This window comes from Actinoallomurus sp. CA-150999, assembly GCF_050942425.1.
In the GTDB taxonomy this organism is placed as follows: Bacteria; Actinomycetota; Actinomycetes; order Streptosporangiales; family Streptosporangiaceae; genus Actinoallomurus.
The window spans coordinates 8,509,993-8,531,444 of record NZ_CP192063.1 but is presented as its reverse complement, the minus strand read 5'-3'; the positions used below and the strand labels follow the sequence as shown (position 1 = coordinate 8,531,444).

Genomic DNA, 21,452 nt, shown 5'->3' with positions numbered 1-21,452 from the left:
CGCGCACCCGTGACAGGCCGCCCGAGACGGACGGGCCGCCCACCGTGCGGACGGCCCGTCTCGGGGCTACTCCTGAGGAGGCTCTCCCGCCTCGGGGGCGGCGTCTCCGGCCTGGTCGGCGGCGTCCGGGGGGCCGAGCGTGACAGGGCCGGCGATCGCGGCGATCGGCGCGGCCAGCCTTTCGCCGGATCCGTCGCGGCGGCCCAGCTCGGTGGGCAGCTCGGTCGCCTTGCCGGTCATCCCGGCGGCCTTCGCCGGGACCGGGCCGGCCCAGGCGAACAGCAGGGTGTCCTCGCCCTTGAGGAACCGTTGCGCCCGGACACCGCCGGTGGCGCGGCCCTTCGCCGGGAACTCGGCGTAGTCCGAGACCTTGATCGCACCGGTCTGGGTGCCGGGCAGCGCGGTCGAACTGCCCGCGATCGTGACGACCAGGGACTCACGGGAGCCGTCGAGGGCGCCGAACCAGATGGCCTTGGCGTCGGAGCCGAGACGGATGCCGGCCATACCGCCCGCCGCGCGGCCCTGCGGGCGTACGGACGAGGCGGGGAAGCGCAGCAGCTGCGCGTCGCTGGTGATGAAGACCAGGTCGTCGTCCTCGGAGCCGAGCTGCACCACGCGGATGACCCGGTCGCCGTCCTTGAGACCGATGACCTCGAAGTCGTCGGCGTTCTTCGGGTAGTCGGGCGCGACGCGTTTCACGACGCCCTGCTCGGTGCCGAGGGCGAAGCCGCCGGTGTCGAGCGAGGCGATCCCGACGATCGTCTCGTTCTGCTCGAGGGCGACGAACTCGCTCACCGGCGCGCCGCCGGCGAGGGACGGCGGGGACGCCGTCGGCGGTATGGCGGGAATGTCGATGACGTCCACCCGGATCAGGCGGCCGGTGTCGGTGACCGCGCCGATCTGGCCGCGCGCGGTGGCGGTGACCGCCGAGACGATCACGTCGTGCGCCGCCCGTGGGCCGTCGGCGGGCAGCGGCTCGGGGGACAACGTCCGGGCGAGCAGGCCGGTGGAGGACAGCAGCACGAAGCACGGGTCGTCGGGGACCTCCAGCGGCACCGCGGCGGTCTTGGTCTCGCCGGAGGACTCCAGCAGCGCGGTGCGCCGCGGGGTGCCGAACGTCTTCGCGATCTCGGCGAGCTCGTCGGAGACGACCTTGCGGAGCTTGCGTTCCGACTCGAGGATCGCGGTGAGCTGCGCGATCTCCTTGGTGAGCTGCTTCTTCTCCTTCTCCAGCTCGAGCCGGTCGTACTTGGTGAGGCGGCGCAGCGGCGTGTCGAGGATGTACTGCGCCTGGATCTCCGACAGCTCGAACGTCTCCATCAGCCCCGACTTGGCGGCGGCGGAGTCGTCGCTGGCCCGGATGACCTGGATGACCTCGTCGATGTTGAGCAGCGCGATCATGAGACCGTCGACGAGGTGCAGCCGGTCCTCCCGCTTGGTGCGGCGGTACATGCTGCGGCGGCGCACGACCTCGATGCGGTGGTCGACGTACACCTGGAGCAGCTCGCGCAGGCCCAGCGTGCGCGGCTGGCCGTCGACCAGCGCGACGTTGTTGATCCCGAACGTCTCCTCCATCGGCGTGAGCCGGTAGAGCTCCTCCAGCACCGCCTCGGGGTGGAAGCCGTTCTTGATCTCGATGACGAGGCGCAGGCCCTGCTGCCGGTCGGTGAGGTCCTTCAGGTCCGCGATGCCGGCCAGCTTCTTCGCGTTGACCATGTCCTTGATCTTGGCGACGACGCGCTCCGGGCCGACGGCGTACGGCAGCTCGGTGACGATGATGCCCTTGCGGCGGGGCGTGACCTGCTCGATGTGCGCGGTGGCGCGGGTGCGGAACGTGCCGCGCCCGCTCTCGTACGCGTCGCGGATGCCCTCCAGGCCGACGATCTTGCCGCCGGTGGGGAGGTCCGGTCCGGGCACGAACCGCATGAGCTCCTCGAGCGACGCCTCGGGGTTGTCGATCAGGTGGCGGGCGGCCGCGATCACCTCGGTGAGGTTGTGCGGCGCCATGTTGGTCGCCATGCCGACCGCGATGCCCGACGCGCCGTTGACGAGGAGGTTGGGGAACGCGGCGGGCAGGACCTCCGGCTCCATCTCCTGCCCGTCGTAGTTGGGCCGGAACTCGACGGTCTCCTCGTCGATGCTCTCCACCATGAGCATGGCCTCGCGGGCCATCCGCGCCTCGGTGTACCGCATCGCGGCGGGGGAGTCGTCGCCGCCGAGCGATCCGAAGTTGCCGTGCCCGTCGACCATGCGCATCCGCATCGCCCACGGCTGGGCGAGCCGGACGAGCGCGTCGTAGATGGCGCTGTCGCCGTGCGGGTGCAGCTTGCCCATCACCTCGCCGACGACGCGCGCGCACTTGACGTGCCCGCGGTCGGGCCGCAGGCCCATCTCGTTCATCGAGTAGAGAATGCGGCGCTGCACGGGCTTGAGCCCGTCGCGCGCGTCGGGAAGCGCCCGCTGGTAGATGACCGAGTAGGCGTACTCGAGGTAGCTGCCCCGCATCTCCTCGGAGACATCGACGTCGACGATGTTCTCTTCGAAGTCCGGCGGGGGAGGGGTCTGCGAACCGCGTCGTGCCATGCAGCCATTGTCGCGGGTTCCGGTGACATCTTTGGCCGCTCTCCGTCTCTTCCGGCATGTCTCGGCCTGGCGCTTGGCGATGACAAGTCTTGTCGTGTGCAATACTTTCGGGCATGGGGGACAAAACGGACGCGCCGCTGGACGTGGAGATCGACGCGTTCCAGACCGCCACGAAGGACCTGGTCGGCGTGACCCTTCGCAGCCTGGAGCTGCTGGAAGGGCGGGTCTCCCTCCCACAGTTCCGGGTGCTCGTCGTCCTCGCCGACCTCGGCATCTCCCCTTCGTCGAGCGTCGCGCGAGAGCTCGGCATGAACGCCTCGTCGGTGACCCGGCTCGCCGACCGCCTGGAGGCGAGCGGCCACGTGGTGCGCGGCCACGATCCGCGCAGTCGCAGCATCGTCACGCTGGCGCTCACGCCCGCGGGCCGGCGGCTGGTCGACCAGGTCATGCGCTGGCGGCGGGACGAGTTGGCGCGGATCCTCGGCCGGCTGAGCCCGTCCGAGCGCGCGGTTCTGGCCGCCGCGCTGCACCGGTTCCACGAGGCGGTGGGCCGCGACGGCGCCGACGAGCCGCACGGGCCCGTACCCCTGTGAGCCCGAGCGGCGCCCGCGAGGCGCCGGCCGGGTGGGCTGAGCGTGATGCGCTCCCCGCTGACCGGCCTCATCTTCCCCCTCGAACTCACCCACGCATGGGCGACCGGTCTTCCCCTGCTCATCGCCGCCACCTCGGCGTACGCCCTGTCGACGCTGCTCCTCGACCGGTCGGTGCTCACCGAGAAGATCGCCCGGCGCGGCCTGCACCTGACCCGTGAGTACTCCATCGACCCGCTCGAAGGCTTCTTCGCCCGTGACGTCGTCCGCGCCGATCCGGTGATGTTCCGCGCGGACCAGCCCGTCGCCGAGGCGGCCGACGGCCTGGACCGGTTGCGCCTGTATCCGGTGGTGAACGACGAGGGCCGGCTGGCCGGAGTGGTCACCCAGAGGGCCCTGCGGGCCGCCGCCGAGGCGTCCGACGAGCGCACCGTGGCGGACGTCATGGTCGCCGACCCGGTGGCCGTGTTCGCGAACGACACCCTGTGCTCGGTGGCCTACCTGTTCGCCGAGCACTCCATCACCCGCGCGCCCGTCATCCGACCGGACGACGGGCGGGTGCTGGGCGTCATCGCGCTCGGCGACCTGCTCGAAGCCCGGCTGCACGACCTCACCGAGGAGAGCCATCGGGAACGCCACCTGCGCGTCCTCCGCTGGTGGGGCGACGCTGCGAGCACGCGAGACCGCGATGAACGGTCGGCTCCGCTCGACGACGAACAGGCGGCGTGACGGCCCGGCCACACGCGCGGCCGGACCGCGCGCTTGAGGGGCGCCCTTCTCCTTGATCTCTTCGGCGGCCGAGGCGGCGTCCGCCTCGCTTGGCTAATGTGAGCCCTCTCGGAGAAGGAGCGCCCGCGTGTACGCCGACTTCCAGTTCGAGATCTACCTCAACGGCCTGAACGACGTCGTGCCCTCGCTGCCGACCGACCTGACCCGCCTGGAGGCGCTCGCCCGCGAGAGGCTGCCGCAAGAGGCGTACGACTACATCGCCGGGTCGGCGGGCACCGGCGACACCGCGGTCGCCAACCGCGAGGCGTTCCGGCGTCGGCGGATCGTCCCGCGCATGCTGCGCGGCGTCACGGACGGCGATCTCACCACACGGGTGCTCGGCGCGGAGCTGCCGGCCCCGCTGCTGCTGGCGCCGGTCGGTGTGCTCCGCATCGCGCACCCGGAGGGGGAACTCGCGGTGGCGCGGGCGGCGCGTTCCCTCGGCCTGCCGATGATCCTCAGCACGGCCGCGTCGTACGGCATGGAGGACGTCGCGGAGGTGGCGGGCCCGCGCTGGTATCAGCTGTACTGGCCGGGCGACCGCGACCTGGCGGTCAGCTTCCTGGAGCGGGCGGCGGCCGCGGGCTACACCGCCCTCGTCGTCACGCTCGACACGTTCACGCTGGCCTGGCGGCCGGGCGACCTCGACAACGCCTACCTGCCGTTCCTGCGCGGCATCGGGATCCAGAACTACCTCGCCGACCCGGTCTTCACCGCCAAGGCCGGGGCGGATCCGATCGCCCACTGGGCCGGCGTCTTCGGGAATCCGGGCCTGACCTGGGACGACCTGGAGTTCCTGCGCGAACACTGGGACGGGCCGATCGCGTTGAAAGGGATCCAGCAGACCGACGACGCCCGCCGCGCGGTGGACGCCGGCATGGACGGCATCGTCGTGTCCAACCACGGCGGGCGCCAGGTGGACGGGGCCGTCGCCTCGCTCGACGCGCTGCCGATCATCGCCCACGCGGTCGGCGACCAGATCGAGGTGCTGTTCGACAGCGGCGTACGGACCGGCGCGGACGTTCTCAAGGCCCTGGCACTGGGCGCGAAGGCGGTCCTGCTGGGCCGCCCGTACGTGTACGGGCTGGCGCTCGACGGCGAGGAGGGCGTCCGGCACGTGCTGCGCTGCCTGCTCGCCGAGCTCGAGCTCACGCTCCGGCTGTCCGGCCACGACGGCGTCGCCGCCGTGTCCGCGGAGTCCCTCCACGAGGAGCGGTAGCCGCGGGACTGACCAATGATCTTGCACGCAAGCTCCGTCATCCAGGGCGGGGGTTGGCGCGTCTTTGACCTGTGCTCGGTCGTCAGGCCGGTTGTTTCTGCTGTTCGATGTATTGCCGGATGATCGACAGCGGTGCGCCGCCGCACGATGCTGCGAAGTATGACGGGGACCAGAAGTGCCCGTAGGCGGGCGCCTGGTTCACCTGGTCGGTGAAGTCTCGGCGCAGGATCCGCGCGGAGACGCCCATGAGGCTGTTCACCAGTTTGGAGACGGCGACCTTGGGCGGGTGTTGCACGAGCAGGTGCACGTGGTCGTCGGCGCCGTTGAACACCCTCAGTTCTGCTTCGAAGTCCTCGCAGACCTTGCGCATGGTCTCGCGAACCTCTGTCCGTGGGTCGGCTGTGAGCGCGTCTAGTCGGCGACGACCATGACGGGACGACTACGACGGCGGTCGAACTCACTGCGTCGTGAAATATGCTCGGGTCGTGAGCGATGAGGTCTTCCATCCCCCCGTTGAGGAGCTGACCCTGCCCAAGGTGCTCGCGGCCCTGGCCGATCCGGCGCGGCTGGCGACCGTCCGGACGCTGGCCCGCGTGGGCGAGTCGGCGTGCGGCCGGATCCAGCACGACGCCGGGCTGGAGGTCAGCAAGTCCACCATGTCCCACCACCTGCGCATTCTGCGCGAGGCGGGCATCACCCACTCGCGGGTGCAGGGTGCCCGCCGCCTCCTCACGCTTCGCCGTGACGACCTCGATCGCCGCTTCCCCGGTCTGCTCGACGCCGTGCTCCAGCCGGAGCTCACCGAGGTCGCCTGACCGTCAGGGGCCGATCCGTCCCACGCTCTGGTACCGGTGGCTCGACGTGCGGTCGCGATGGGTCGGTCCGCGACGCCCGCCTGGGGGCCTGGGTGTTATGGCGCCGGCGGTCCGAGTTCCTTCTTGCAGAACTCGAGGTTCTTCTGGACGCGCGCGCGTTCGCCCGCGGGAAGGGCAGGCCCTGAAAGCAGGCGCTCATTCGCGGCGATCCCTTCTCGGTAGCGACCCGCGTAAAAGGCCGCGACCCCGAGTTCGTCGAGTGCCCGCCAGGCGTAGACCGCATCATCGATGAACAGGACGTCGTTCGGCAGTGGGATGTCACTGGCCGCCCGCGCGAACGGATACGCGGCCGCGGGGCGGCCCCGGAAGCGGAGGCAACGCGCGAGCTCGCAGGGTGCCTCGGCGCGCTGCGGGCGCGTCTCGTACGCGCGCAGGTAGTGCCCGACGATCGCGTCGGCATCCTCGTCGAGACGATCGGCGAGGCGTGCGCGTTCGTAGAGCGAGTACCAGACCTCCTCGATCCACCCGCCCATCTTCGAGCGACGCTCGTACGCGGCGGCCGCTCGCGCGTACTCGCCCGCGTCACGCCAACTCTGTGCGAGGTAGAACGCGTAACGTGCGTTGTCCGGATCCGCCTTGAGGGCCTTTTCAAGCACCGCCGCGTCTTTCCGGAACTTCTGTGGATCGGTCGAGCGTGCGCCATCGTACGCGCGGCGATAGCTGAGTCCATCGAGGCGTGCGAGCGTGCGTCCTGGGCTGGACCTGATGACCTCGTGGAGGACGCCGACGTAGTGGAAGTCCAGGTCGCCTCTGAAGAAGTGGACGCGATAGTAAGAGGTCCCGGAGTCGTCGATTCGGATCTCATAAGAGTCGGCGGTGAGGCGCGGCATTATGAACCCATCCGGGATCACGAGGGTATCGTCCGCGTCCATCACCAGGTCGTAGTCGGCCTTGCCGCGTGCCAGCTCTATCGCCTCCGACCGATTGTGGCCGAAGTCCTTCCAAGGCCGCTCATAGAGGTCGCCCGGCAGGTCGGCGAGCTCTTTGCGAACGAGCTCCTGGGTGCCGTCGGTGGAGCCGGTGTCGACGATGCACCACGAGGTGATCAGTGGCCTGACCGAGTCGATGCAGCGGGCGATGACGTGCGCTTCATTCTTCACGATCATCGTGAGGCAGAACGTTTGCTTCCCCGAAGACATGGCCTCTGATTGTAGGTTGGCCGGTGCCGGAAACCCGTTCGACACGCGTCATTCAACCGTCGAACGCGTGGGTCGCGAGCACGGTTATGACGGGCTGGACGGCTTTGCGGGAATCGGTCCTCTTTATGGCGTCTAACCCATTACATGCATAAATACGCCGAGGCTGTATCCCGCTTCGTTGATCGACTATCGTCCGCCATGAATCGGGAGCCGCGCCATGGGGCCGCCCGAGATGCGGGACGGGGGCGCTTCATTCTCGGACGGAGATGCCATGGGATCGCCTGGGGTCATCAGCCCGACAGAGCATGTGGACTCAACGGCTCGCCTCAATGTGCTCCGACGTCATCGTTGGCCACTGTTGCTCGTCGGCGGCTGGATTCTTCAAGTGTGCGTCCGATTGCTGTTCGCCGAGCATCGGACGGCCCCCATCCTCATCCCCGATGAGACGGGCTACCTGCTGGCCGCCCGGCTGCTCGCCGGAGGCGCGGCCGGCAACCTGTCCGGGTGGTCGTTCTACCAGCCGGGCTATCCGCTCCTCATCTCTCCCGCGTACTGGCTGAGCGATGACCCGGTGACCGTTTACCACCTCGTCGTCGCGATCAATTCGCTGGTGGGCGCGTCGCTCCTGCCGTTGGCCTACATCGCGCTGCGCCGATTGAACGTGCCGCGCCCGCAGGCGTACCTTCTCGCGACCGTGACCGCGCTCCTGCCCTCGGTCATCTACTACAGCCAATTCGCCATGGCCGACGCCGCACTGCCGGTCGTGATGCTCGGCTGGCTGTTGCTGATCCACTCGTGGCTCGCCGGCGGGCGGCCGGGGTACGGCGTGGCGGCGAGCGCGCTGGCCGCCTACTGCTACTGCGTGCACTCTCGCGGCACGATCATCGTGCTGGTGCACGCGGGTCTTCTCGTCGCGGTCCTGTGGCGTCGCTGGGCGAGCAAACGGGACACCGCGGTGATCGCCGGCACGCTGGTCACCGCGTCGGCCGCCGCGTGGGCGCTGAACGGCTGGGCGAGATCCCAGATCTATCCGGGCGGAGTGAACCCGCTGGGCGACTTCCTCTCCCGTCGTCTGACCAGCCCGGACGGGCTGGGGTGGACGCTGGGACTGGCCACGGGAAAGATCTGGTACCTCATCGTCTCGACCGTGGGCGTGGCCGGTGTCGGCCTGGTGGCCGTCGGCGTACTCGCCGTGCGGCAGAGCACGCCGGTCGCGATACGGGCGACGGCGCGCGTCATGCTCGCGGCGATTACGGGTATCGCGATCGCCAGCTCGGCCGCGGTCCCCGACGAGGGCGCCGTCGCGAACTTCGTCTACGGCCGGTACCTCGGCTGCCTGGCTCCGGTGCTCTTCATCGCCGGGGCCGCGTTCGCGGTGCGCGCCACGAGGAGGGCGGCCGTCCAGGCCGTGCTCGCCACGGCGGCCCTGGCGCTGGTGACCGGTGGCATCGTATGCCTGCACGCCGGTGATCGGCTCTCCCGGAGCTTCTTCACCGCATTGGAATTCCCCGAGATCTGCTTCTTCACCTGGAGCTGGGACTCTCTGAAACTGTGGTCCGCCACCTGCGTCGCGCTGCTGTTGTTGGCGCTGTCGGGCGCCGTGATCGCGAAATGGCGCCGAGGCGGATTGCTCATCGTCGCCGCCGGGTTCATCGCCTTCGCCCTGGCCGACACGACCGTGGTCGCCAATCGAGTCGTCCGATTCTTGGAGAAAGCGCTGTGGTCCGACACGAGCCTGGCCCCGGCCGGACTCCGTGCCCAGGATCGGGTGGCGGTCAACTATCCCGACCTGGCGTGGCGGATCTGGGTCGCGCAAGCGTTCCAGGTCCGCACCGGCCAGGTGCCGATCGACCGTTCTCGCCGGGCAACACTGCCGCCGGACGCGACGCTCGTCGTCGTGCCATGGGACGGTGTGCTGCCACCGGAGTTCAGCTGGCCCGCCGTTCCCGCAGGCTGGCACATCGTCTTGGCCCGCCGCACCTACACCGGCGACTGGGTCGCCTGGCGCCGCGGGAAGTGACCTCGGCAGCCGAAGCCCGCAGGGACGACCGGCATACGCCGTGAAACAGGGAGCCCTGGGCGCTCCCATCGTCGAGTGCGCCCAGGACTCCCCAGGTCGGCCAATCGTGGTCGGTCGATGTCAGAACATCGGCCGTGCCCTACCGGCGGCGGTTCGGTGCCCCGACCATCTGCGGTCGAGCCGCCATCCGGGAGGCGTGGAGAAATGGCAGTCCGGCTGCGGCGGCCCTCCGGTTCGCCATGAAGGCGCGGGCGAGAGGCGCGGTGAACGGGATCGTGATCGATTGCCCGCAGCTGGCAGGCGGCTGCGTCGCCGGCGTGTTACCGGTGATCGGGCATTCGGACTCCTGGACCGAGCCGTCGGCTCCGAGCGCGGTGACCTGCAGGCGGTTGCCGGTGTTGGACAACGCGACGCAGCTCGGCACGAATCCGGGCGGGAACACGGTGTTGGAGAGCGGTGTGAACGGCCTGACCGTAGGCGTCTGGCCCGACGTGTCGACCAGCGCGATCAAGATCTGGCCATTGCGGGTCACCGCGACCCACTTCCTGTTGCTCTCACCAGGCGCGGTCTCCGCAGCGATGCACGGACCGGCCGCGCCCGAAGGCCCTGTCGGCCCGGTAGGCCCGGTCGGGCCCGTGGCACCCGTGGCACCGGTCGCACCCGTGGCGCCGGTCGCGCCTGTGGGGCCGGTCGCGCCGGTCGCACCGGTCGCACCCGTGGGGCCGGTCGCGCCGGTCGCACCGGTCGCGCCTGTGGGGCCGGTCGCACCCGTGGCACCAGTCGCGCCCGTGGGGCCGGTCGCGCCGGTCGCGCCGGTGGCACCGGTCGCGCCGGTGGCACCCGTTGCCCCAGTGGCTCCCGTGGCTCCTGTAGCGCCGGTGGGGCCGGTGGGGCCGGGTGACGCTGCGTTTCGGATAATGGCGAGGTTGTTGGTCCGGATGCGGTTGCGGATCGGCACGCGAACGAACTGCTCGTTGTTGTTGGCGTTGAAATTCGCGTGACGATGGAGCAGTCTGAAGCGGCTTTGGTGGAAAGCACGGAAACTGCTGTGACGGTGCCAGTCGTCCGCGTACGCGGAAATGCTGCCGATCATTCCACTTCCGGTCACGACAAGCATTCCGGTGGCAATAAGCGCCTTCTTCTGCATTTTCTCCTCATTTTCGGAACGATGCGATGGCTTCGTATCTGTCGCAATGGGTGTCTGGAGTCCGACGCGATCTATATTCCCTCGAATTCTGATGGCAATATATGCATCAGGTCATGTGATCACCAAAAGGCGTGTCGGAGATGCGGTTGTCTCCGTGAGTGTGGTCTGCCTCGTCATTCGCCCGCACTTTGCTAAATGAGTCAATCTGGACACCCGTATCAAGCTGGGAATCCGGGGCCTTATGGTGTGGCGCGGCGGTGACGAGAGGTGGATACCCCTCCTGGTGTTCCATGAGACCCGTTTCGAGCGATTGCCACAGCTATTACGTGCGAGACGGCGTCTGTCGGCCCGCCTCATCCGTGAATACCTCCCGAAAGGGACAGAAATCCCGGGAGATCTCCCTCGCGGGGATCAATGGAAGGACCTGTTCGCTGCCCGCCTTGCGGACCACGCGGGCGGCCGACCCGATGTCACCGGGCCCGCACCGGTCATCGGTCTCTCGGGCCGATCCGTCGCGTGTGGTCGGTGCGGGCTGGTACGAAGGACGGCATGGCTGACGAAGCGCACCGGGGACCCGCCGAAGACGGACCGGCCGAAGACGCCCTACGGGAGGACGCGGAGGCGTGCCTGCGATCGCTCGCCGGGGACCACGCCCGTCTGCGCGAGGACCAGTGGGTCGCGATCCGGGCGCTGGTCGTCGAGCGGCGGCGGGCCCTGGTCGTGCAGCGCACCGGGTGGGGCAAGTCGGCGGTCTACTTCGTGGCCACGGCCCTGCTGCGGCGGCGCGGCGCCGGGCCGACCGTGATCGTCAGTCCGCTGCTGGCCTTGATGCGCAACCAGATCGCCGCCGCCGAGCGGGCCGGCATCCACGCGGCGACCATCAACTCCGCCAACCTCGACGACTGGGAGCGGGTCTACGCCGACGTCCGCGACGGCGCCGTCGACGTGCTGCTGGTCAGCCCGGAGCGGCTCAACAACCCCGACTTCCGCGACCAGGTCCTGCCCGAGCTGGCGGCCGGCGCGGGCCTGGTCGTCGTGGACGAGGCGCACTGCATCTCCGACTGGGGGCACGACTTCCGGCCCGACTACCGCCGGCTGCGCACGCTGTTCACCGAGCTGCCGCCCGGCGTGCCGGTCCTGGCCACCACCGCGACCGCCAACGCGCGGGTCACCCATGACGTCGCCGATCAGCTCACGGGCGGATCGGACCAGGAGACCCTCGTGCTGCGCGGCCCGCTGGAGCGGGAGAGCCTGCGCCTGGCCGTCGTACGGCTCCAGGGCGCCGAGCAGCGGCTGGCCTGGCTCGCCGGGCGGCTCGACGAGCTGCCCGGCTCCGGGATCATCTACACGCTTACCGTCGCGGCGGCGCACGAGGTGGCCGGGTTCCTCCGCGACCGCGGATACGCCGTCGCCGCGTACACGGGGCAGACCGAGCAGACCGAGCGCCTGCAGGCCGAGCGGGACCTCCTCGACAACAAGGTGAAGGCCCTGGTGGCGACGAGCGCGCTCGGCATGGGGTTCGACAAGGCGGATCTGGGGTTCATCGTGCACCTGGGCGCCCCGCAGTCGCCCGTGGCGTACTACCAGCAGATCGGCCGGGCGGGGCGCGGCGTGGAGCGGGCCGAGGTGATCCTGCTGCCGGGCCGCGAGGACCGCGACATCTGGGCCTACTTTGCCGGTCTGGCCTTTCCCCCCGAGCCGGTCGTACGCCAGGCGCTGGGGGCGCTGGAGGAGGCGGGCACACTGTCCACCGCGGCCCTCGAGACCCGCGTCGACCTGGGCCGCAGCCGCCTGGAGATGATGCTCAAGGTGCTCGACGTCGACGGCGCCGCCCGCCGCGTGAAGGGCGGCTGGACCGCGACCGGCCGGCCGTGGGCGTACGACCGGGAGCGCTACGAGCGGGTCGCGGCCGAGCGCTCCCGCGAACAGCAGGCCATGCTCGAGTATCAAACGACCGGTTCCTGCCGGATGGAGTTCCTCCGGCACCAGCTCGACGATCCGCAGGCGGTGCCGTGCGGGCGCTGCGACAACTGCACCGGGCGGCACCTGGCGGTGGAGGTGCCCGAGGAGGAGACCGTACGGGCCCGGGAGCGGCTGAGCCGTCCGGGAGTCGAGGTGACGCCGCGCCGGATGTGGCCGACGGGCATGAAGGCGGAGGGCATCTCCGGGCGTATCCCCGCCGACCTGCAGGCCGAGCCCGGCCGGGCGCTCGGGCGGCTGACCGACATCGGCTGGGGCAACCGGCTGCGCGGTCTGCTCGCCGACGGCGCGCCCGATGCCCCGGTGTCCGACGAGGTCTTCGGCGCGATCGTGAAGGTCCTCACGGCGTGGGACTGGGCGAGCCGGCCCGCCGGGGTGGTCGCCATGGGCTCGGCGACCCGGCCGGGGATGATCGCGGACCTGGCCCGGCGCATCGCCGAGATCGGCCGGCTGCCCTACCTCGGCGAGGTCGCGTACGCGGACGGCGGCCCGGGTCCGCGCCGCCACAACAGCGCGCAGCGGGTCCGCGCGCTCTGGAACGCCTTCGTCGTTCCCGACGCGGTGCGTTCCGCGGAGGGTCCGGTGCTGCTGGTCGACGATCTGGTCGACACCGGCTGGACCGTCACCGTCGTGGCGCGGCTACTGCGCGAGGCCGGTGCCCCCGCCGTCCTCCCGCTGGCCCTCGCCGCCGTGAGCTGATCGCGCACCGGTCGCCGGGGACCGCGGCCGTGTTCGACGGGTTGTCGGGGACCGAGGCCCCGTTCGACGGGCTGTCGGAGACCGAGGCCGCGCTCGACCGGTCGCCCTGGATCGGGGCCCCCGTGACCTTCACGACCCTGGACGACCGGCCATCGCACGCTTCGGAATTGTTCTAGAGTGCAAAAAGTCGTGTCCACCTGTTCTGGAGAATATCTAGAGGTCATCGCACCGCTAAGTGCGATCACTTCCCGCTGAACTGTTCTCGGGGACAGAACAACGCCCGAATTGGACGTCTGATGAGTGAATCGTCCGGTATTCATCCGCTGCGTGACGGCGGGCTCGGCGAGCTGCTGAGCTGTGCCCCGCCGCTGCTCGACACCACCCTCGACCAGCTGAGGACGCTCCTGGTCGTCCGCGAGACGGGCTCGGCGCTGCGCGCCGCCCGGCTGCTCGGCCGCGAGCAGTCCAGCGTGCAGAAACAGATGGACACGCTCAACCGCAACTACCAGGACCTCTGCGGAGAGGTGCTCACCGTCAAGCAGGGGAGGGGCAAGGACGTCCTGTTCACCCCGACCGGTGAAGCGATCACGCGCCTCGCGGGCGCCACTCTGAGCGAGTGGCTGGCCGAGATCCACTCCTCCCGCCGGCGCCTCGGCAGCACGCTCACCGTGGGCACGACCGAGTTCACCCTGAAGACCGTCTCCCGCGCCTGGGCCCGCCTGTCCGAGGAGTTCCAGCGCCGCGAGGTCGAGTTCCGCGTCGTCCACGTCCGTACGAAGGACGTGTGGTCGCGGTTGGAGTCCAAGAGTGTCGACCTGGTCTGCGGGACCATCGTCGCGGTCCCCGGCGACGAGACGCGCCTGCGGCCGTACGACGTCATCGAGCTGGCGCGCGGCCGCCCCGTCCTCCTCACCAACCTCAGCGAGCAGGAGCTCCCGCTCAGCATCGTCACGAGCAGCCGCCTGCCGGAGATCCCGCTCGTGGTGCCGTCGACCGGACTGATCGCCGACTTCCTCGGCCACTGGTACGGGCCCAACTTCCGGGACCGCCTCGACATCGTGGCCGACATCGACGACATCTCGTACGGGCTGTCACTGCTGAAGTCCGGCCTCGCCCGCGGCTGCATGATCGTCACGCGGTCGATCGGCGACCGGTCCCGCGCCGAGGGACTCCGGGTCATCGAGCTGCGCAACGACCTCGAGGCCGCCCCGGAGATCATGACCGGGGCGTTCGTCAGCAAAGAGGACCGCGTCCGGTACGAACCGCGGCATCCGCTCAACCTGCTGTGGGCCGCCATGCGCGAGGAGGCCGCCGCCCGGGCCGAGGCCGCCGAACGATGACCGTACGGCCGGTGCGGCTGCTCAGAGGATGGGGCGGGCGCCGAGGTGACTGATCGCCCGCGCGGCGAGCCGACAGCCGTTCGCGAGGGCCTCCACGGGCGGCTTGCCGTCGAGCCAGACCGGCAGGAACCCGGCGATGAAGGCGTCACCGGCGCCCGTGCCGTCGGCGATCTCCTCCACCGGCTCGGCCGGCACCCGGATCGGGTCGGTGGGCCCGTTGCTGAACCACAGCGCGCCCTCGGCCTCCATCTTCACCACGACCTCCGGGTACCAGGCGGTCAGCACCTTCGCCGCCTGCTCCGGGTTGTCGCGGCCGGTCAGCACCTCGGCCTGGGAGGTGTTGACGATCAGCAGCCGGGCGCCCTGCGTCCACTCGAGGAACGGCTCGGCGCCGGCCCGCTTCAGATGGGAGTTGGAGCCGCCGTCCACGGTGACCGACATCTGCGCCCGCTGCGCCAGCTTCATCGCGTGCAGGACGGCCTGCCGGGATCCCTCGTTGAGCAGGGAGTAACCGGACACGTGGAGGTGGGCGCCCGGACCGAAGAGGTCCTGCGGGATGTCCTCGGGGAGCAGCGCGGCATTGGCACCCGGGTCCGACAGCATCGTCCGGTCGCCCTTGTGGGTCACCATGACCACACAGGTGCCCGTCGCCCGCTCCGGATCCATCACGAGTCGGGCGTCGATGCCGTACCCCATGAGCTCCATGTCACGGTTGCGGCCCGCGATGTCGGCCCCGCGCCGCCCGATGAACGCCGACTCGATGCCCTCGACGGCCAGCCAGGCCGCGATGTTGGCTCCCGAGCCGCCGCCGTGCATCGTCACGTTGGCCGGCGTATCTCCGCCTTTCGCCAGCGGGAATGCGGCTCGCGCGACGGCATCGGTCATCAGATCACCGACCACGACCACGCGCGTCATGTCGTCCACCCACCCTGTTCCTGCGGCTGCCAACCCCCGAAAGGCGGCCTGCCTGCGCGACCCGGAGAAAAACCTAACAGCTCCCGGTACCCGGGTGGGTCCCGAACCGGCGCTAATTCGGGATCTCCCATAGTCTCGACGTGTGCCGTACCCCGACCACTGGGAGGCCGACGTCGTCCTCGCGGACGGAGGGACGGCGCACCTGCGGCCGATCAGGCCCGGTGACGCCGAGCTGTTGCGCGAGTTCTACGCCCGGCTCTCGCCCGAATCCATCTACTACCGGTTCTTCTCGCCGCGCCCCCGGCTGACGGACCGGGAGATCGAACATTTCACCACCGTCGACTACCTCGACCGCGTCGCCCTCATCGCCACCATCGGCGAGGCGATGGTGGCGGTCGTGCGCTACGACCGCCTCGGCGCGGGCAGCCCGTACGCGACCGTCCCGGAGTCCCCGGACGAGTCACCGGACCCCGCCGAGGTCGCCTTCCTCGTCGAGGACGCCCAGCAGGGCCGCGGCCTCGGCACCGTGCTGCTGGAGCACATTGCCGCGGCGGCCCGCGAACGCGGCATCCAGCGGTTCATCGCGGACGTCCTCCCGGAGAACCGCCGGATGACCACCGTGTTCCGGGCGGCCGGCTACGAGGCTCAGCAGCGTTTCGAGGACGGTGTGATCCGGCTCACCCTCGACCTGCAGCCGACCGAGACCTCCCGGGAGGTCATGGCCGCCCGCGAGCACCGCGCGGAGTCGCGGTCGATCGAGCGTCTCCTGTTCCCCGGGTCGGTCGCGGTGATCGGCGCCAGCCGCGAGGCGGGCGGCGTCGGCCGTACCGTCCTGCGCAACCTCCTGGGCGGCGACTTCACCGGCCCGGTGTTCCCCGTCCATCCGACCGCGTCGGCGGTGGGCGGCGTACGCGCCCACCCGACGGTGGCGGACATCCCCGACCCGGTCGACCTGGCCGTCGTCGCGGTGCCCGCCGACCACGTCAACGAGGTCGTGGCCCAGTGCGCCGCCAAGGGCGTCCACGGGCTGGTCGTCGTCTCCTCCGGCTTCGGGGAGGCCGGCTTCGAAGGACGCGCCCGCCAGGACGAGCTCGTACGCCTCGCGCGGGCCAACGGCATGCGCGTCGTCGGCCCCAACTGCCTGGGCATCGCCAACACCGACCCGGGCGTACGGCTGAACGCCACCCTCGCCCCGACGCTGCCGGGGCGCGGACCGGTCGGGTTCTTTTCCCAGTCCGGCGCGCTCGGCATCGCGATCCTGCGCTGGGCGGCCGAACGCGGGCTGGGCCTGTCGACGTTCGTGTCGGCGGGCAACCGCGTCGACGTCTCCGGCAACGACCTCATGCAGTACTGGGAGGAGGACCCCGCCACCGAGGTGATCCTCCTGTACCTCGAGTCGATCGGGAACCCGCGCAAGTTCACCCGCCTCGCGCGGCGGATCAGCCGGGCCAAGCCGATCGTCGCCGTCAAGAGCGGGCGCACCACCCAGGGCGTGCCGCTCGGCCACGCCGCGCGGGCGCTGACCCTTCCCGACCACGCCGTCAGCGCGCTGTTCGCCCAGGCCGGGGTCGTACGGGTCGACTCGCTCGGCGAGCTGTTCGACGTCGCGCAGATCCTCGCCTACCAGCCCCTGCCGACCGGCCGCCGGATCGCGATCGTCGGCAACTCGGACTCCATCGGGCTGCTGGTCCAGGACGCCGCGACCGCGGCGGAACTCGACCCCCTCACACCGGTGGACCTCGGCCCGGCGGCCGGGCCGGTGGACTTCGAGTCCGCGCTCGCCGAGGCCCTCGACGACGATGCGGCCGACGCGGTGGTCACGGTGTTCGCGCCGCCCGTACGAGGCGGCATCGACCCCGAGGTGGCCGCCGCGATCGTCCGGCAGGCGGAGGGCGCGGCGAAACCGGTCGTCGCGACCTACCTCGGCGAGCGCGGCCTCCTGCACGGCAGCGTTCCCTCCTACCCCGCGCCCGAGGACGCCGTCCGTGCCCTCGCGTACGCCGTCCGGTACGCCGAGCGCCGCCGCCGCGCACCCGGCCGGGTGCCCGAACTGCCCGGCATCGACCGGCCCAGGGCCCGCGCACTGGTCGACGAGATCTTGGCAGCGGATGACGCTCCGGCCGGTGGCCGGGAGCCCGGCGCGGTTCCCGAGCCGGCGGAACGGCGTGCGGCCGACGCGGAGCGGACCGCCGCACTGCTCGCCTGCTACGGCATCGAGCGCGCAGGGGACGCCGCGGAGGCGGGCGACGAGGGGGTCGTCACACGGATCAGCACGTCGGAGGACCCCTCCTTCGGCGCGATCGTGTCCTTCGGCCTGGCGGACCTCACGGCCGAACTGCTGGACGACCGCGCGTACCGGCTCGCGCCCCTGACGGACGTCGAGGCGGCCGGGATGGTCCGCGCGATCAGGGCGGCGCCGCTGCTGCTGGGCCATCAGGGAGCCGAGCCCGTCGACCTGGCGGCCCTGGAGCGCCTTTTGCTACGGGTGTCCCGGCTGTCCGACGACCTGCCGGAGGTGGCACGGCTGGACCTCGAGGTGGTCGCCCGCGCCTCCGGCGCCGTCGTACGGAGCGCGCGGCTGTGGTCGGAGAGACCGCCGGGGCCGCGCATCGACCACGTTCGCCGGCTCAGGCCGTCCTGACGGGAGAGCCCGCACGAACGGCTGCGGTGAGGCGTGTCCCGGGTTCAGCCGGGGTGAAGATCCGTGGGTTGTGGTGGTGGCACCGGGTCCGGAATCGGCGGGATCGGGCTGGGGCTCGGTTCGGGGATCGGCCGTGGGGAGGGCCGCTCCGGCGGCGGCTCGGGCGGCGGGACCGGCGGCTCCGGAGGGGGCACCGGTGGCTGCGGCGTGGGCGGTTGCGGGCTGGGCGGCTCCGGTGCGGGCGGCTGCGGGTCGGGGTGGGGCGTGGGCGGCTGTGGGGTGGGGGGTTCGGGCTCGGGCGGGGGGACGTGCGGTCGGGTCATGTCCACATCTCTACCCGAGGGTGTGCGTGTGACGCTCGGGCAGTGCAGGATGGGATCCATGAGGGAAACCCGAGCGATGGCTCAGGGGCTGCGCACCGCGATCGAGCGGAGTGGCTACTACCCGGCGCTCGTCGCGGACGCGGTCGAGTCGCTACTGGGCAACGAGACCGTGATCTCCTACGTCGTCCATCACGAGGCGACGTTCGATCCGGCGATGGAGGTCCGGCGTCACGTCACCGTGCTGGTGCTGTCGCCGACGCGCCTGCTCGTCTGCCACACGGACGAGCATCCGCCGACCGAGTCGGTTCCGCACCCGCACGCCTCCACGACGACGGAGGCGGTGCGCCTGGGCCGGGTGCAGTCGGTGGCGGTGACGCGCGTCGTGCCGGAGCCCGCGTCGTACGTGCCGGGCGTGCCGCCGACCGAGGTGATGCTCACCATCGGCTGGGGGGTGATCGCTCACGTCGATCTGGAGCCGGCCTCCTGCGGTGACGAGTCCTGCGAGGCCGATCACGGCTACACCGGCACGATCACGGCGGACGACCTCTCGCTGCGGGTGAGTGAGGCAGCGGACGGCGCGGACGCCGTCGAGCAGGTCCTCACGTTCGCTCAGGCGCTCTCGGAGGTCACGTCTCAGCCGGGCCGATGAGCATTCCCGCCCCGGCGTACGGCCGGGAGTCGCTGGCGGACCTGGGCCCGTCCGTGCTTGCCGCGCTCGGCGTCCCGGGCGAGACGAACGTCCTGGATCTGCCTGCCCTGCCGCGCGCCTGCGTCCTTCTCGTCGACGGCCTCGGCTGGGAGCTGCTGCGGGCGCATCCGGACGCCGCGCCGTACCTCTCCTCGCTGCCGGGCCGGCCGCTGACCGCGGGTTTCCCTTCGACCACGGCGACCAGTCTCGCCTCGCTCGGCACCGGCCGTCCGCCGGGCGGGCACGGCATGTTCGGATACCAGGTCGCCGTCCCGGGGGAGGGGCGGCTGCACAACTGCCTGCGCTGGAGCGACGGGATCGACCCCCTGACCTGGCAGCCCGCGCGCACCATCTTCGACCGGGCCGTCGCGGCGGGCGTGGCCGCGAGCCACGTCGCGGCGCGGGCGTTCGAGCACTCCGGGCTGACCCGCTCGGTCTACCGCGGCGCACGCTACCTCCCCGCGGACGCCCTCGGCCCGCTGGTCGCCCGTGCCGAGCAGGCCATCCGCGAGAGCGAGCGCGCGTTCGTCACCGTCTACCACGGCGACCTCGACGCCACCGGCCACATCCACGGCTCCCGCTCGGCGGCCTGGCACCACCATCTGGCCTTCGTGGACCTGCTGGCGCGGCGGCTGGCCGAGGCGATGCCGCCGGACGCCGTCTTCTACGTCACCGCGGACCACGGCATGACCGATCCCACCGGCCGGGTCGACGTGGACGCCGAGCCCGCGCTGCGGGAGGGCGTGGCCCTGCTGGGCGGCGAGGCCCGGGCCCGGCACGTGTACGCCGAGGCCGGGGCCGCCGCCGACGTGCTGGCCGTGTGGCGTGAGCGCTTCGCGGGGCAGGCGTGGGTGCTGACGCGCGAAGAGGCGATCGCCGAGGGGCTGTTCGGCCCGGTGTCCGCGCCCCTGGCCCCGCGCATCGGCGACGTCGTCGCCGTCCCGTACGCCGACGTGGCCATCGTGGCGACCAAGGCCGAGCCGATCGAGTCCACTCTCATCGGCATGCACGGGTCGCTCGTCGCCGCCGAGCAGCTCGTTCCCCTGCTGGTCCGGGAGTCGGCCGGATGAACGCCGAGCGGCATCTCGCAGACGGGGGGATTAACGGTCAGACTGGCGGCGTGCATCCTCTCATCGACGTCCAGTCACTCGTCCGAGAACTCCGCGGCGACGTCGTCCTGCTCGACGTCCGCTGGCGCCTCGGTGGTCCGCCCGGCATCGAGGCGTACCGGCGGGGCCACCTGCCGGGCGCGGTCTTCATCGATCTCGATCACGACCTCGCGGGGCCGCCGGGCCCGGACGGCCGGCATCCCCTTCCGGAGCGGCAGGTCTTCCAGGACGCGATGCGGCGGGCGGGCGTCCGCGACGACGGCCTCGTCGTGGTCTACGACGACGCGGACTCCACCTCCGCGGCCCGCGCCTGGTGGACCCTCCGCTACTTCGGGCACCAGCGGGTCCGCGTCCTCGACGGCGGCTACCACGCCTGGGTCGAGGCCGGACGGCCGGTGACGACCGAGGTGCCGAAGGTCACGCCCGGTGACTTCACGGTCGGGCCGGGCGGCCTGCCCGTCCTGGACGCGGACGGCGCCGCCGCGCTCGCCAAGGCCGGGGTCCTGCTCGACGCCCGCGCGCCCGAGCGATACCGCGGCGAGGTGGAGCCCATCGACCCGGTGGCCGGGCACATTCCCGGCGCCGTCAGCGCGCCCACGACCGGCAACGTCGGCGTCGACGGCCGATTCCTGCCCGCCGACCTGCTTCGAGAGCGCTTCGCCGAGCTGGGCGCCACCGACGCGGTCGACGTCGGAGCCTACTGTGGCTCCGGCGTTACGGCCGCCCACGAGATCCTCGCGCTCACCGTCGCGGGAGTGCCCGCGGCCCTGTACGTCGGCTCCTGGTCCAACTGGGTCGCCGACGGCACTCGCGCCGTAGAGACCGGCGACCAGGGCCTGGCGTAATTCGTCGCCGGGGTTTCGCGCGGTATTCGCGCGGAACCCCGGCATGCGGGTCTGGAAGGCCGGAGAGGATCCGTCAGGCCGAGAGCGCCGGGTGGACTGAACGTCTCGGCTACGGCAGGCGGCGGCGCCCGGCGATGCCGAGGTTGCTGCGGTGGTACCAGCCGAGCGTCGACTCGGTCTCCAGCAGGCACAGGCGGATCGACTGCCCGCGCAGGTAGGCGGGGAAGTCGACGAGCACGGGCGCGACGCTCTTCACCTCGATGCCCTGGATCGTGAACCACCCGAGCGCCTCGTCGATGCGCGCCTCGTACGCCTTCAGCTCGGGCGTGCCGCCCAGCGGCGACGACCGCCCCGACTGCAGCTCGAAGGCCAGCTCGGCGAGATCGGCACGGGCGGCGACGATCGCATCGATGTGCGCGCGCACCTCGGGGAGCAGCGCGCGGGCCTCCCCGAGGGTGAAGATGCGGTCGGTCACGGGTCGTACGCTACCGGCGCGGAGCGCCCGTCGTCCGGATCTGCCCCACGGGCGAGCCACCCCGACCATCGCGGATGGGTCACCCTCAACCATCCC

The 21,452-nt window shown here is 71.2% G+C and carries 17 protein-coding genes and 1 pseudogene; 12 read left to right on the top strand and 6 right to left on the bottom strand.

Going from position 1 to position 21,452, the window contains the following annotated elements:
- Window positions 1-66: 66 nt before the first annotated feature.
- A complete protein-coding gene (locus ACQP2O_RS39450) occupies window positions 67-2,583 on the bottom strand; it encodes a DNA gyrase/topoisomerase IV subunit A (RefSeq protein WP_433174286.1) in 2,517 nt (838 codons plus the stop codon).
- 113 nt (window positions 2,584-2,696) lie between these two features.
- Here ACQP2O_RS39450 and ACQP2O_RS39445 point away from each other — a divergent pair, with 113 nt between their 5' ends.
- The 3 genes from ACQP2O_RS39445 to ACQP2O_RS39435 all read left to right on the top strand — a co-directional run bounded on the left by ACQP2O_RS39445 (window position 2,697) and on the right by ACQP2O_RS39435 (window position 5,160).
- Window positions 2,697-3,176 (top strand): MarR family winged helix-turn-helix transcriptional regulator, encoded by a 480-nt coding sequence (locus ACQP2O_RS39445; protein ID WP_433174285.1) that lies wholly within the window; start codon window positions 2,697-2,699, stop codon window positions 3,174-3,176.
- Between the two features lie 45 nt (window positions 3,177-3,221).
- Window positions 3,222-3,902 carry a CBS domain-containing protein gene (locus tag ACQP2O_RS39440; protein ID WP_433174284.1) on the top strand — a complete coding sequence of 227 codons (681 nt, stop codon included), beginning with the start codon at window positions 3,222-3,224 and terminating at the stop codon, window positions 3,900-3,902.
- A 127-nt stretch (window positions 3,903-4,029) separates the two neighbouring features.
- Window positions 4,030-5,160, top strand: coding sequence for a lactate 2-monooxygenase (locus ACQP2O_RS39435; protein ID WP_433174283.1), 1,131 nt, complete (start codon window positions 4,030-4,032; stop codon window positions 5,158-5,160).
- Window positions 5,161-5,242: 82 nt separating this feature from the next.
- Here ACQP2O_RS39435 and tnpA read toward each other — a convergent pair.
- A pseudogene (gene tnpA / locus ACQP2O_RS39430) lies at window positions 5,243-5,572 on the bottom strand (IS200/IS605 family transposase); the annotation flags it as partial.
- 73 nt (window positions 5,573-5,645) lie between these two features.
- Here tnpA and ACQP2O_RS39425 point away from each other — a divergent pair.
- Window positions 5,646-5,975 carry an ArsR/SmtB family transcription factor gene (locus ACQP2O_RS39425; protein WP_360882546.1) on the top strand — a complete coding sequence of 110 codons (330 nt, stop codon included), beginning with the start codon at window positions 5,646-5,648 and terminating at the stop codon, window positions 5,973-5,975.
- A gap of 95 nt (window positions 5,976-6,070) precedes the next feature.
- Here ACQP2O_RS39425 and ACQP2O_RS39420 read toward each other — a convergent pair whose 3' ends face one another.
- Entirely contained in the window at window positions 6,071-7,219 is a 1,149-nt protein-coding gene (locus ACQP2O_RS39420) for a glycosyltransferase (RefSeq protein WP_433174282.1), read from the bottom strand.
- Window positions 7,220-7,559: 340 nt separating this feature from the next.
- On the opposite strand from ACQP2O_RS39420, the gene ACQP2O_RS39415 reads away from it, so the two are divergent.
- A complete protein-coding gene (locus ACQP2O_RS39415) occupies window positions 7,560-9,194 on the top strand; it encodes a hypothetical protein (RefSeq protein ID WP_433174281.1) in 1,635 nt (544 codons plus the stop codon).
- Window positions 9,195-9,333: 139 nt separating this feature from the next.
- Here ACQP2O_RS39415 and ACQP2O_RS39410 read toward each other — a convergent pair whose 3' ends face one another.
- A complete protein-coding gene (locus tag ACQP2O_RS39410) occupies window positions 9,334-10,341 on the bottom strand; it encodes a hypothetical protein (RefSeq protein WP_433174280.1) in 1,008 nt (335 codons plus the stop codon).
- 549 nt (window positions 10,342-10,890) lie between these two features.
- On the opposite strand from ACQP2O_RS39410, the gene ACQP2O_RS39405 reads away from it, so the two are divergent.
- The 3 genes from ACQP2O_RS39405 (at window position 10,891) to ACQP2O_RS39395 (ending at window position 14,360) form a co-directional block, all read left to right on the top strand.
- Window positions 10,891-13,020, top strand: coding sequence for a RecQ family ATP-dependent DNA helicase (locus ACQP2O_RS39405; RefSeq protein WP_433174279.1), 2,130 nt, complete (start codon window positions 10,891-10,893; stop codon window positions 13,018-13,020).
- Between the two features lie 29 nt (window positions 13,021-13,049).
- Window positions 13,050-13,196, top strand: coding sequence for a hypothetical protein (locus ACQP2O_RS39400; protein WP_433174278.1), 147 nt, complete (start codon window positions 13,050-13,052; stop codon window positions 13,194-13,196).
- Window positions 13,197-13,316: 120 nt separating this feature from the next.
- Window positions 13,317-14,360: a LysR family transcriptional regulator gene (locus ACQP2O_RS39395; RefSeq protein WP_433174277.1), complete on the top strand. Its 1,044-nt coding sequence runs from the start codon at window positions 13,317-13,319 to the stop codon at window positions 14,358-14,360.
- 21 nt (window positions 14,361-14,381) lie between these two features.
- Here ACQP2O_RS39395 and ACQP2O_RS39390 read toward each other — a convergent pair whose 3' ends face one another.
- The gene (locus ACQP2O_RS39390; RefSeq protein ID WP_433191298.1) at window positions 14,382-15,275 is read right to left on the bottom strand and encodes a carbohydrate kinase family protein; all 894 of its coding nucleotides are present in this window, start codon (window positions 15,273-15,275) and stop codon (window positions 14,382-14,384) included.
- A gap of 142 nt (window positions 15,276-15,417) precedes the next feature.
- On the opposite strand from ACQP2O_RS39390, the gene ACQP2O_RS39385 reads away from it, so the two are divergent.
- From ACQP2O_RS39385 to ACQP2O_RS39370, 4 genes are all read left to right on the top strand, one after another.
- Window positions 15,418-17,916: a GNAT family N-acetyltransferase gene (locus tag ACQP2O_RS39385; protein WP_433174276.1), complete on the top strand. Its 2,499-nt coding sequence runs from the start codon at window positions 15,418-15,420 to the stop codon at window positions 17,914-17,916.
- Window positions 17,917-18,297: 381 nt separating this feature from the next.
- Window positions 18,298-18,888: a DUF5998 family protein gene (locus ACQP2O_RS39380; RefSeq protein WP_433174275.1), complete on the top strand. Its 591-nt coding sequence runs from the start codon at window positions 18,298-18,300 to the stop codon at window positions 18,886-18,888.
- Window positions 18,885-19,997, top strand: coding sequence for an alkaline phosphatase family protein (locus tag ACQP2O_RS39375; protein WP_433174274.1), 1,113 nt, complete (start codon window positions 18,885-18,887; stop codon window positions 19,995-19,997). The genes ACQP2O_RS39380 and ACQP2O_RS39375 overlap by 4 nt, the downstream gene beginning before the upstream one ends.
- Before the next feature lie 50 nt (window positions 19,998-20,047).
- A complete protein-coding gene (locus ACQP2O_RS39370; RefSeq protein WP_433174273.1) occupies window positions 20,048-20,881 on the top strand; it encodes a sulfurtransferase in 834 nt (277 codons plus the stop codon).
- A 109-nt stretch (window positions 20,882-20,990) separates the two neighbouring features.
- Here ACQP2O_RS39370 and ACQP2O_RS39365 read toward each other — a convergent pair whose 3' ends face one another.
- Window positions 20,991-21,356: a DUF2203 domain-containing protein gene (locus tag ACQP2O_RS39365; RefSeq protein ID WP_433174272.1), complete on the bottom strand. Its 366-nt coding sequence runs from the start codon at window positions 21,354-21,356 to the stop codon at window positions 20,991-20,993.
- Window positions 21,357-21,452: the final 96 nt, after the last annotated feature.

What these genes read in the sequence shown, in the direction of transcription:
- ACQP2O_RS39450 (WP_433174286.1), bottom strand. Translation starts at nt 2,583, where the DNA reads ATGGCACGACGCGGTTCGCAGACCCCTCCCCCGCCGGACTTCGAAGAG.
- ACQP2O_RS39445 (WP_433174285.1), top strand. Translation starts at nt 2,697, where the DNA reads ATGGGGGACAAAACGGACGCGCCGCTGGACGTGGAGATCGACGCGTTC.
- ACQP2O_RS39440 (WP_433174284.1), top strand. Translation starts at nt 3,222, where the DNA reads ATGCGCTCCCCGCTGACCGGCCTCATCTTCCCCCTCGAACTCACCCAC.
- ACQP2O_RS39410 (WP_433174280.1), bottom strand. Translation starts at nt 10,341, where the DNA reads ATGCAGAAGAAGGCGCTTATTGCCACCGGAATGCTTGTCGTGACCGGA.
- ACQP2O_RS39405 (WP_433174279.1), top strand. Translation starts at nt 10,891, where the DNA reads ATGGCTGACGAAGCGCACCGGGGACCCGCCGAAGACGGACCGGCCGAA.
- ACQP2O_RS39395 (WP_433174277.1), top strand. Translation starts at nt 13,317, where the DNA reads ATGAGTGAATCGTCCGGTATTCATCCGCTGCGTGACGGCGGGCTCGGC.
- ACQP2O_RS39390 (WP_433191298.1), bottom strand. Translation starts at nt 15,275, where the DNA reads ATGACGCGCGTGGTCGTGGTCGGTGATCTGATGACCGATGCCGTCGCG.
- ACQP2O_RS39380 (WP_433174275.1), top strand. Translation starts at nt 18,298, where the DNA reads ATGAGGGAAACCCGAGCGATGGCTCAGGGGCTGCGCACCGCGATCGAG.
- ACQP2O_RS39375 (WP_433174274.1), top strand. Translation starts at nt 18,885, where the DNA reads ATGAGCATTCCCGCCCCGGCGTACGGCCGGGAGTCGCTGGCGGACCTG.